A 10,001-nucleotide genomic window follows, 5' to 3' on the forward strand; every position below is an offset into this window, starting at 1 on the left:
GTCATCGCGCCATCGCCCACGACTGGGCCGGCTCGGGAAAGTCCGGCAGGTCACGCGGCCCCTCCTGCGGTCGTCCGAAGTCCTCGATGAGCTCGCGCGTCGACCACGCCGGCTCCATGTGCAGCAGGCTGCGCATGCGCGTGGTGTCCAGGCAGCGCCCCCACATGAGGTAGTCGATCTGGTCGTCGCCCATCGCGGCCACCCCGAACCGGCGCAGCACCGACCCCAAGCGGCGCGTGGTGGCCGCGGGCACCGGCACGGCGGTTCTGCCCAGCAGCCGCGCGGCCTGCGACAACGTCACCACACCGTCGCCGGCGACATTGACGACCCCGTCGGCGGTGCCGACGGCAGCGGCGACCAGTGCGGTGATCGCGTCGTCCGGATGCAGCAACTGCAGTCGGGCGCGAAAACCCAAGGGCGTCGGCCACACGGACCCGCGCAAATAGTCGGTCAACGCCGAATGCACGTTCGGCCCCACGATATGGGCCATCCGCAGCACGACGGTCGCAAGGTCGGGGCGTCGTCGAGCCATCGCCCGCACGTACCCCTCGACCTCGATGGCGTCGCGCAGGTGCCCGCCACGGATGCGGCCCACCCCGGACATCGCCTCGGTGAACACGGCCGGATCCCGCGGCGACGAGCCGTAGACCGACGCCGTCGACTTCAACACGAACCGCCGCAGCGGACGATGCGCCTGGCACGTCGCCAACAACTGCATCGTCCCGATGACGTTGCGCTCCTTCTGCGAGACCCGGGCCGCACCCGAGCGCGCGTCGGCGCTCATCGCCAGATGCACCACGACATCCACGCCCTGCGTCGCCAAGATGCGACCCACGAGCGGATTGCCGATATCGACGCGCACGAAGTCGGCGCCGCCGAGGGGAAAACGAGGCTCCGGCAAGTCGATGCCGATGACCCGATCGACGCCGGGGCTCTCACTGAGCTCCTGGGCGACACGAGCGCCGACGAACCGAGACACGCCCGTCACCAGGACCGTGGTCAATCGAACCTCCGAGCAGGACCGCTTACGCGCGACGGGCGCCGACTCTCCGCAGGCGCCCGCCGTTCATTACTTCTTGTTGCGACGCTGGTGACGCGTCTTGCGCAGCAACTTGCGGTGCTTCTTCTTCGCCATCCGCTTGCGGCGCTTCTTGATCACTGAACCCATGTGTCGTCCTCGTCGTGCTGGTTGTCATGCGGTGTCTCGTACGGATTGTCTGACGCGCGCGGCCCGTCGACAGTCGCTCCACCTTACCCGCCAGCCCACGGCGCTCGGTAATCGTCCAGGTCAACCGAACCACAAGCGCCCCAAGGCACAGAATCCGGTCAATCGAACCAGTGGTCCAGGCCGTGCAGGGAGAACGACGCCTCCCGCGTGGCCATGATCGCGCGGTCGGCCGCGTTCTCCGGGTCAAAGCCCGAATCCCACGAACGCCACCAGATCCGGCCGCGTTCGGAGGTGCCGTCGCCCATCTTCTCCGGCGCCTGCACGCCGATCCGCTCGCTGACGTCGTCGAGCCACCGTTGGGGCACAGCAGCCTCGACGTCGATGTCGCGGTGCGCGGCCGTCGCCACCACGTGGGTCCAGCTGCGGGGAACGACCCCGACCACCTCGTAGCCGCCGCCGCCCAGCGCGACCCAGCGACCGCCGCAGACCTCGTGCGAGAGGTCGTGCAAGGTCTGGGCGACGATCCGCTGCGCGTCCACGGAGATCGACAGGTGCGCCAGCGGGTCGGTGTAGTGCGAGTCGGCGCCGTGCTGCGTGATGAGTACCTGCGGGTCGAACGCCCGGATCAGCGCCGGGACCACCGCGTGGAAGCCGCGCAACCAGGCGCCGTCGCCGGTCCCCGGGGGCAGCGCCAGGTTGATCGCGCTGCCTTCGGCGTCGGGACCGCCGAGGTCGCGGGGAAAGCCGGTGCCGGGGAAGAGGACCGTGCCGGTCTCGTGCATGGAGATCGTCAGCACCCGCGGGTCGTTCCAGAACATGCGCTCGACGCCGTCGCCGTGGTGGGCGTCGACGTCGACGTAGGTGACCCGCTCCGCGCCGTTCTCCAGCAGCCAGCTGATGGCCAGGGCGGCGTCGTTGTAGATGCAGAAGCCCGAAGCCCGGTCGGGCATCGCGTGATGCAGGCCGCCGGTGAAGTTCACGCCGTGCGAGGCGGCGCCGGTCCACACGGACTGCGCCACCAGCCTGGTGCCCTCGGCGATCCGGGCGCTGATCTCGTGCATGCCCGCGAACGCCGGATCGTCGTCGGTGCCCAGCCCGAAGGCGGGGTCGGCGGCACCGGGGTCGACCGACGCCGCGCGCACCGCAGCGATGAACGCCTCGTCGTGCACCCGGGCCAAGGCCTCGTCGGAGGCCACCTCGGGAGCCAGCACCTCGACCTGCGGACCGTCGAAGAGCCCGAAATCGCGGCACAGGCGCGCCGTCAGATCCAGCCGCACCGGGCTCATCGGGTGACCCGCCCCGAAGTTGTACCGGGTGAATCCGTCGTCCCAAATGAGGTGGGCCTGCGTTGCCATGTGCGCAGACTAGCCGTCCGACCAAGCGGTCGGACGGCTAGCTATGTCGATTACCGACGGCCGGCGATCAGCGGTGCAGCGCCAGGACCATGGCCGCCTCTTCGTCGCCGTCGTGCTCGCCGCCCTGGTGGGCCATGCGGCGACGGTGCTCGGTGGGACGGAAGCCGTAGCTGCTGGCGAACGCGACGGCGCGGCCGTTGTCGGTGCCGACCCAGTACACGAGCTGGGTGTGGCCATCGCTGTTGGCAGCCTTGGCGGCGGACTGCACGAGCCGCGCCGCGACGCCGGAGCCCCGCAGGTTCTGCGGTACCCACAGGCCGAAGATCTCGGCGGCGTTGTCGAAGAGCTTGTCGTTACCGCGCAGCGAGAGAATGCCGACAGCCTCGCCGTCACGCTCGGCGAGCAGGCGAGCCGACCGGCGCATGCGGGTGCGCCAGAAGTCTTCCTCGTAGTCGACCTCGGTCTCGTAGTCCGCGACGAACGCCTCGGGGGACTCCTGGAGAGCGCGCAGGCGCATCTCCTTGTACATCTCCCACTCGTCCTCCCCGAGGACCCGGACATTGATCTCGCTCACGCACGCCACCTTTCTCGCGGAGGGCTGCTACCGGTGTTGGCTAGAACACTGCTGGCTAAAACACTACAGCGGGCGACCGACAACCCTCCGGCTCCGGCCGAGGGCCGAAACGTCCCTGTTCGCAGGGCTCTCGGGCCGCTGCCCGCCACCTGCCGGTCCCATCGGTGGCAAGCCCTTCGACGAGCCTAGCCGGTGGGCCGCACCAGCGGCTCGGAGCCGCCATCCCCCGTTGCGCCTGTTGCGCGCAACAGGCGTCAGCCGCCGAGCTGGCGCGACCGCTCGTGCGCGGCCTCGGCGGCCGCGATGATCGTGGATTTCAGTGCGTGCCGGTCGAATTCGCGCAGCCCGGCCGCGGTCGTGCCACCGGGGCTGGTGACCTGCTCGCGCAGCAGGCTCGGGTGCTGCCCGCTCTCGCGCAGCATCAGGGCCGCGCCGGCCAGCGTCTGGGTCGCCAGTTGAGCGGCCGTGGGGCGCGGCAAGCCCAGCAGCACCCCGGCGTCGATGAGCGCCTCGGCGACCGCGAAGACGTACGCCGGGCCGGAGCCGGAGATGGCCGTGACCGCGTCCTGCTGCTTCTCCGGCACCACGACGACCTGCCCGCACGCCGCCAGCAGCGCGGTGGCCACCGCGACATCACGCTCACCGGCGTGCTCCCCCGGACTCAGCGCCGACATCCCCTCCCCGATCAACGCGGGGGTATTGGGCATGACCCGCACGGCCGGCGTCCCCGGCGGCAGGTGCTGCGCCAACGTCGCCAGACGGACGCCCGCGGCGATGCTGACGACCAGGCAGCGCTCCTGCGCCGACTCGGCGGCTGCGTCGGTCGGCAGGGCGGCGCAGATGGAGTCGAGCACGGTCGGCACGTCGGCCGGCTTGACGGCGACGATGACGAGGCGCGCCCCCGCCACGGCGGCGGCATTATCGTCGGCGACGTGCACCCCCCGCTCGCGCCAGCGATCGGCGGCAGCCGGGTCCAAGGTGGTGATCCGCACGTCCGCCGCGGCGATCTGCCCGCCGGCCAGCACGGCCTCCAGAATGGCCGACCCCATCGCCCCGGCGCCCAGCAGCGCCAGCGGGCCGCGCAGGTGGCCGGTCGTCTCGTCGCTGTTCATCGTCGAACTCCTGATCGTGAGGGTGCCGCAGCGGGATGTCGGGTCAGGGGGAGGTGCGGGCGCGCAGCAGGTTCGGCATCTCCGAGGGCATCTGGGCCATCCGCTCCACGAGGTAGGGATACCAGTCGGGGCCAAAGGGCAGGTAGATCCGCGCCAACCCGCCCCGATCCGCGACGGCCGTCTGCCGCCGGATGCGCTGCCCGTACGCCAGGCCGTACTCCACGTCACCCGGCCCCAACCCGCGGCGGTCGGCCACGTGCTCGGCGATATCGCACAGCCGCGGGTCGCCGGTCGCGATGGTCGGCACCGGATGCGGGGCGGCCGCGAGCAGCACCTGCAGGCAGCGCACATAAGAGCGGTCGACCTCCCGGCGGCGGGCGCAGCCACCGGGCAGGCCCAGCCGCCCGCTCTCCAGGCGCACCCGCACGCCCTGCGCCGCAAGCTGCCGGCAGTCGTCCTGGGTCCGCAGCCGAGCAGCCGGTAGCGCGATGGCGACATCGGCGTCGGTCTGCTCGCGCAGGCTCAGCACGGCGTCGATGAGGTGGCCCTGGTCCAGGTCCGGCTCGGCCTCCACGGTCACGCGCGTGCCGGCCGCGGTCGCCGCTGCGACGACCTCTGCGGCCATGCGGCGAGCTCCGGCCAGGCCGTGTCCGCGCAGGTGCGCGCCCAGCTGGCCCAGCCGCACACTCACCTCCGCGCGAGCACCGGCGCTGTATCCGGCCTGCTCCAGGCGACGCACCAGCTTGCGCAGTCGCTTGCGGCGGTCCTTGGCCTCGGTCAGGTCGAGCGGATCGGGCCGCAGCTGCGCGAGCGAGACCAAGCGGCCGCGCACCAGCAGCTCGCCGGCCTCCTCGAGGGCGTCGCGCAGGTGCTCGCCGGCGATGTGCCGACGGTTGATCCGTTCGCCGTAACCGGGGGTCTGCACGACCGCCCTCACTCGGGGGTCTTTGGCCACCCGGATGAGCGTCTGCGCGGCGGTCATTCGCCCGCTGCCGCCGCGAGGTACTGTCGCGCGAATGCCAAGGATTGCGTGAGATCTGCTTCGCGGGTGCGACCGCCGCCGCGTCGGGTGTTGACCTCGACGGCGACGTCGCCGCTGAAGCCGGAGGCCGCGAGTCGGGTGAGGAACTCACCGCACGGCTGGTTGCCGCGACCCGGCACGAGATGCTCGTCCTTCATCGACCCGCTGCCGTCGGCCAGGTGCACGTGCGCGAGTCGAGGCCCGAGCGCCGCCTGCATGTCGAGCACGTCGCTGCCGGCCGTCGCCGCATGGCTCAGGTCGAGGGTCACGTGGTCGTAGGGCTGCGGCACCGGATCGTAGGCCGGCCGGTAGGCCTGGATGTGCCGCTGTCGGGCCCGCCAGGGAAACATGTTCTCGACGGCGAGCACCACGTCGCGCTCGTGCTCGCGCATCGCGACACCGTCGATGAAGCCGGCGGCATACTCGCGCTGCCAGCGAAACGGCGGATGCAACACGATCGTCGGCGCTTGCAGCTCGTGCGCCAGGTCGATGGAGCGGTCGATCTTGACCCACGGATCGGTGGCACCGTAGACGCGCTGGGCCACGAGCAGCGTCGGCGCGTGGATGGAGGTGACCGGCACCCCGTGTCGGTCGGCCAACCGACGGAGCACGGTCGCGTCCTGAGTGATCGGATCGGAGAGGACGATGACCTCGACGCCGTCGTAGCCCAGCCGCGCCGCCGCTTCGAAGGCGGCGGCCACCCCGAGCGGGTACACCGACGAGGTCGACAGTGTTACCCGCGGGGTTACTCGCGGGCGCGGCTGGGGGGATGTCCGCGGCGCTTCCGAACCGGAGGCTTCGGGCTCCGAGGTCGGCTCCTTCGCCTGCGCGCGGTCCGCTCGCGGTTTCGCCGACATGGCCTCCACTGTACTGGCCCGCCCCAGCCGGGCCGCCCGGGCGGTTACGGGGCGGGGATGAGGTCGAGGTGTTGCAGGATGATGCCCTCGCGCAGCGCCCACGGACAGACCACGAGCTTCTCCACGCCCAGCAGGTCCATCGCTGCGTCGACGACGAGCGCACCCGCAAGCACCTGGCGCGAGCGATTGACCGACACCCCGGGCAGCGCGGAGCGGCCCTTGGCGTCGAGCGCGGCGAGGCGCGGCACGATCTCCTTGAGGTCGCGGCGGGCCAGCACCCGCCGCACGTACGGCCCCTCCCCGCTGGCGGCGGCCCCCGCCAACCTGGCCAGCGAGCGGATCGTCTTGGAGGTGCCGACGCACAGGTCCGGCTCGCCGACCCGACTCAGGTCGCGCACGACTCCGGCCACCTGGGCACGCACGTACCGACGCAGCGCGCGCACATCCTTCTCGGTCGGCGGGTCGTCGGTCAGCCGCTCCCGGGTCAGGCGGCCGGCGCCCAACGGCAGGCTCACCGCGACATCCGGGTCTTCGTCGAGCCCGGTGGCCAACTCCAGCGAGCCGCCGCCGATGTCGACCAGCAGCAGCCGCCCGGCCGACCAGCCGAACCAGCGCCGGGCCGCCAGAAAGGTCAGCCGCGACTCGGCCTCCCCGGTGAGCACCTCGAGATTGACGCCGGTGCTCGCTCGGATGCCGGCCAGCACCTGCTCGCCGTTCGGCGCTTCGCGGATGGCGCTGGTGGCGAACCCCATGAGCTGCTCGATGCCCAGATCCTCGGCGAGGTCGACGCATTCGCGCACGAACCCCTCGAGCCGCTTGGCGACCTTGTCACTGATGCGCCCGTCGGCGGTGGTGTGCTCGGACAGTCTCAGGTCGATCTTGTGGCTGGAGGCCGGCATCGGTTGCGCACCCCAGTGGGCGTCGACGACGAGCAGGTGAACGGTGTTGGATCCGACGTCGATGACACCCAGTCGCATGAGGTGCACAGTAAACCGCCCGATGCGGCGCGGCCTACAGTGGCCCGGTGACCAGCCGACCGGGCGACGAGAATCCGGCCAACACTCGAGTGTGGGTGGAGTTCACCGACCCCGCCGAGCCCGCGCAGCGGCTGCGCGTCGACCTGACCTGGCTCACCTCTGGGTACGCCTGCATCTTCGGCGACGGCTGCCGGGGGCTGCGGGCGCAGGCGCCCGACGACGGCTGCTGCGCGTTGGGGGCGCACTTCTGCGACGACGACGATCTGCAGCGGGTGCGCGGCATCGTCGATCGGCTGACCCCGAGTACCTGGCAGTTCGCCGATCGCGCGCCGAGCACCGCGGGAGATGCCGTCGAGGGTGCCGCGGGCGACGGCACCGCGGCCGCGGACGCTCAGCGGCCGTGGTGGACCGACCTCGAGGAGGGGGAGACCAAGACCGCCGTGGTCGACGGCGCCTGCGTCCTGCTCAACCGGGCGGGCTTCGCCGGTGGCTCGGGCTGCGCGCTGCACGGCCTCGCGCTGGCCGACGATGTAGCACCGCTGCAGTACAAGCCGGATGTGTGTTGGCAGCTGCCGATCTACCGCGACTACCGCACGGTGGAGCTGCCCGACGACACCTCCTATCTGGAGATCACCATCGGGGAGTACGAGCGCGGCCGGTGGGGGCCGGGCGGGCACGACTTCGACTGGTACTGCACGGCCTCCGCGCAGGCGCACGAACATGTCGAGCCGCTGTTCCGCAGCCACGAGGCCGAACTGACCGAACTTGTCGGAGCCGCCGCCTACGCCGAGCTGGTCCGCCGCTGCGAGGCGCACCTGGCCGCGACGCACGCCCTGGCCGCCACCCCTGGCGGCCGCCGACTGCTCCCCCTGTTCGTGCACCCGGCTACGCTGGTCGCCAACGCCTTTGTCGCAGACGAGCAATACAACGCGACCGACGCCGACGACGAGGACTGAGCGTGACCGACTCCGAGACCACCGACCTCCGGGCGGGCGCACTTGCCCCCCGGCCCAGCCCCAACATCTGGGACCACCCGGACGTCTACGAGCAGGAGAACCGCGGCGTCGACCCCGACGGCCTGCTGGCCGCCGCCATGCGCGAGCTCGCGGACTGGACGGGTCGGCGCGTGCTGGACGTCGGTTGCGGCACCGGTTACCACCTGCCGCTGTTCGCCGAGCGGGCCGCGCGGGTCGTCGGCGTCGAACCGCATCCGCCGCTCGTGGCCACCGCCCGCGCCCGGGTCGCCGACCTGCCCAATGTCGAGGTGCTCGAGGGGCTGGCGCAGGAGCTGCCGCTGCCCGACGCCGGCATCGACGTCGCGCACGCCCGCTGGGCCTACTTCTTCGGCCCCGGCTGCGAGGACGGACTCGAGGAGCTGACGCGAGTCATGGCACCCGGCGGCACCGCCTTCATCATCGACAACGACGCCTCCCGCTCCACCTTCGGTCGCTGGTTCCGACGCCAGTGGCCCGCCTACGACGCCGCCGCCATCGAACGCTTCTGGACCCGCCGGGGCTGGCAACGCCGGCCCCTGCTCATCCGCTGGGAGCAGCCGACTCGCGCCGACTTCGAGGCCGTCGTCTGCATCGAGTTCAACCCCGAGCTGGCCCGCGACATCCTGCGCACGCACGACGGCACCCAGGTCGACTACGCCGTCAACCTGTGGTGGCGCTGCTTCTGAGTTGCCTTAGGGCGCCTCGTTGGTGGCCTCGTCCCAACCGCGACGCTCGCGCGCGGCGAGGAGGTCTTGCGGGTCGATGTCGAAGGGCTGCGCGCTGACGGCCTCGCCGCCGCTGCCGTCGCTCAGCGCGGCGTTGAGGGCGTCGGGAGCCGGCGCCGGATCACCGGTGTGCACCGCCCGCGTGGGGTCGCCGGTGAGGGGGTACGGAGCGCGCTGGGCCTGCGGGTCTAGGGCGTCGGTCATGGTCGAAAGGTACCCACTTGCGGCTCAGTGGGTTGCCTCTCGACCCCCGGGGTGGCGGGGCCGCTTCACCCGCACCGTCGTCGGGCTCGGCAGGCCCCACTCGTCACGACCGAGCCGCGCCAGCGGACGCAGCTGCTCGAAGCGGGGGTGCGGCAGCCGCCCGGGGGCGGGCTCCTCCAGCGCGTCCCGCGCGACGGCCAGGTGCACGACCCGGCCCAGCACGAGCGTGGAGTCGCCGAGTTCGAGCGTCGCGTGCAGGCGACACTCGATGGCCACCGGAGATTCGGCGACGCGCGCGATGTCGAGCGCCACCGCCGGCTCGCGCGTCAGCCCCGTGACGTCGAACTCGCTCAGGTGCGCCGGCTGGTCGGCTCCGGAGGTGTTGACCTGCTCCAGCAGCGGCTCCGTCGCCAGGTGCACGATGAACTCGCGGGTCGCGCGCACGTTGCGCAGCGTGTCTTTGACCCCCACGGAGGTGAACTGCACGATCGGCGGATCGGCGCAGGCGACCGTGAAGAACGAATGCGGCGCGAGATTGTCGACGCCGTCGGCCGAGCGGGACGAAACCCATGCGATCGGTCGCGGCACCACCACGGCGGTCAGCAGCCGGTAGACATCGGCCGGTCGCAGGTCGGCGGGGTCGAACTCCTGGCGCTCCATGGCCCCATCCTGGCGTGCCGGGCGCACGCAGCAACCCGAGTCCGCGCCGAGAGTGGGACTTTCGGGGGAAGGGGTTGGGGAGGTTGTCGGTGGTCGCGTTTAGCGTGTGGGGCATGTCGAGCAGCAGTCGCGCCAGTGGCGCCAAGGCCGCCCAGAAGCCCGCTTATCGGTGCATCGAGTGCGGGTGGAGCGCGGTGCGCTGGGTCGGTCGCTGCGGCGAGTGTCAGGCGTGGGGCACGGTGCAGGAGAGCGCGGCCGGGGGCGCGGTGAGCGTGCGCACGACGCCGGCCGCGGTGGTCGGCCAGGCGGCGCGGCCGATCGGTCAGATCGACGTCGACGGGGCGCGGGCCGTG

12 protein-coding genes and 1 pseudogene are annotated in these 10,001 nt (G+C 71.8%); 3 read left to right on the forward strand and 10 right to left on the reverse strand.

Features of this window, described 5'->3' with window-relative positions; genetic code table 11:
- Position 1: 1 nt before the first annotated feature.
- From KILIM_RS12270 to KILIM_RS12300, 8 genes are all read right to left on the reverse strand, one after another.
- Complete coding sequence (locus KILIM_RS12270) at positions 2-988, reverse strand: NAD-dependent epimerase/dehydratase family protein (protein ID WP_255247644.1); 987 nt, start codon at positions 986-988, stop codon at positions 2-4.
- Positions 989-1,069: 81 nt separating this feature from the next.
- Positions 1,070-1,168 carry a 30S ribosomal protein bS22 gene (locus KILIM_RS23325; protein WP_003792170.1) on the reverse strand — a complete coding sequence of 33 codons (99 nt, stop codon included), beginning with the start codon at positions 1,166-1,168 and terminating at the stop codon, positions 1,070-1,072.
- Between the two features lie 158 nt (positions 1,169-1,326).
- Entirely contained in the window at positions 1,327-2,523 is a 1,197-nt protein-coding gene (locus KILIM_RS12275) for an acetoin utilization protein AcuC (RefSeq protein WP_006593012.1), read from the reverse strand.
- A gap of 67 nt (positions 2,524-2,590) precedes the next feature.
- Positions 2,591-3,097, reverse strand: coding sequence for a GNAT family N-acetyltransferase (locus tag KILIM_RS12280; RefSeq protein ID WP_006593013.1), 507 nt, complete (start codon positions 3,095-3,097; stop codon positions 2,591-2,593).
- 254 nt (positions 3,098-3,351) lie between these two features.
- Entirely contained in the window at positions 3,352-4,209 is an 858-nt protein-coding gene (gene proC / locus KILIM_RS12285) for a pyrroline-5-carboxylate reductase (RefSeq protein WP_006593014.1), read from the reverse strand.
- A gap of 43 nt (positions 4,210-4,252) precedes the next feature.
- On the reverse strand, positions 4,253-5,191 hold the full coding sequence (locus tag KILIM_RS12290) for a hypothetical protein (RefSeq protein ID WP_006593015.1): 939 nt from the start codon (positions 5,189-5,191) through the stop codon (positions 4,253-4,255).
- Entirely contained in the window at positions 5,188-6,087 is a 900-nt protein-coding gene (locus KILIM_RS12295; RefSeq protein WP_083876140.1) for a sugar phosphate isomerase/epimerase family protein, read from the reverse strand. The genes KILIM_RS12290 and KILIM_RS12295 overlap by 4 nt, the downstream gene beginning before the upstream one ends.
- Positions 6,088-6,131: 44 nt before the next feature.
- On the reverse strand, positions 6,132-7,064 hold the full coding sequence (locus KILIM_RS12300; RefSeq protein ID WP_040563198.1) for a Ppx/GppA family phosphatase: 933 nt from the start codon (positions 7,062-7,064) through the stop codon (positions 6,132-6,134).
- Positions 7,065-7,111: 47 nt separating this feature from the next.
- On the opposite strand from KILIM_RS12300, the gene KILIM_RS12305 reads away from it, so the two are divergent.
- A complete protein-coding gene (locus KILIM_RS12305; RefSeq protein ID WP_157551684.1) occupies positions 7,112-8,020 on the forward strand; it encodes a DUF3109 family protein in 909 nt (302 codons plus the stop codon).
- Positions 8,021-8,022: 2 nt separating this feature from the next.
- Positions 8,023-8,745, forward strand: a complete 723-nt coding sequence (locus tag KILIM_RS12310; protein WP_006593019.1) for a class I SAM-dependent methyltransferase — start codon at positions 8,023-8,025, stop codon at positions 8,743-8,745.
- 6 nt (positions 8,746-8,751) lie between these two features.
- Here the strand turns inward: KILIM_RS12310 and KILIM_RS12315 are convergent, their stop codons facing one another.
- Positions 8,752-8,988 (reverse strand): hypothetical protein, encoded by a 237-nt coding sequence (locus tag KILIM_RS12315; RefSeq protein WP_006593020.1) that lies wholly within the window; start codon positions 8,986-8,988, stop codon positions 8,752-8,754.
- A 24-nt stretch (positions 8,989-9,012) separates the two neighbouring features.
- Positions 9,013-9,648, reverse strand: coding sequence for a flavin reductase family protein (locus KILIM_RS12320; RefSeq protein ID WP_006593021.1), 636 nt, complete (start codon positions 9,646-9,648; stop codon positions 9,013-9,015).
- 113 nt (positions 9,649-9,761) lie between these two features.
- Here KILIM_RS12320 and KILIM_RS12325 point away from each other — a divergent pair.
- Positions 9,762-10,001: pseudogene (locus tag KILIM_RS12325) on the forward strand (DNA repair protein RadA); the annotation flags it as partial.

This window comes from Kineosphaera limosa NBRC 100340 (assembly GCF_000298215.1).
GTDB lineage: Bacteria > Actinomycetota > Actinomycetes > Actinomycetales > Dermatophilaceae > Kineosphaera > Kineosphaera limosa.

What these genes read in the sequence shown, in the direction of transcription:
- KILIM_RS12300 (WP_040563198.1), bottom strand. Translation starts at nt 7,064, where the DNA reads ATGCGACTGGGTGTCATCGACGTCGGATCCAACACCGTTCACCTGCTC.
- KILIM_RS12320 (WP_006593021.1), bottom strand. Translation starts at nt 9,648, where the DNA reads ATGGAGCGCCAGGAGTTCGACCCCGCCGACCTGCGACCGGCCGATGTC.
- KILIM_RS12290 (WP_006593015.1), bottom strand. Translation starts at nt 5,191, where the DNA reads ATGACCGCCGCGCAGACGCTCATCCGGGTGGCCAAAGACCCCCGAGTG.
- KILIM_RS12315 (WP_006593020.1), bottom strand. Translation starts at nt 8,988, where the DNA reads ATGACCGACGCCCTAGACCCGCAGGCCCAGCGCGCTCCGTACCCCCTC.
- KILIM_RS23325 (WP_003792170.1), bottom strand. Translation starts at nt 1,168, where the DNA reads ATGGGTTCAGTGATCAAGAAGCGCCGCAAGCGGATGGCGAAGAAGAAG.
- proC (WP_006593014.1), bottom strand. Translation starts at nt 4,209, where the DNA reads ATGAACAGCGACGAGACGACCGGCCACCTGCGCGGCCCGCTGGCGCTG.
- KILIM_RS12295 (WP_083876140.1), bottom strand. Translation starts at nt 6,087, where the DNA reads ATGTCGGCGAAACCGCGAGCGGACCGCGCGCAGGCGAAGGAGCCGACC.
- KILIM_RS12275 (WP_006593012.1), bottom strand. Translation starts at nt 2,523, where the DNA reads ATGGCAACGCAGGCCCACCTCATTTGGGACGACGGATTCACCCGGTAC.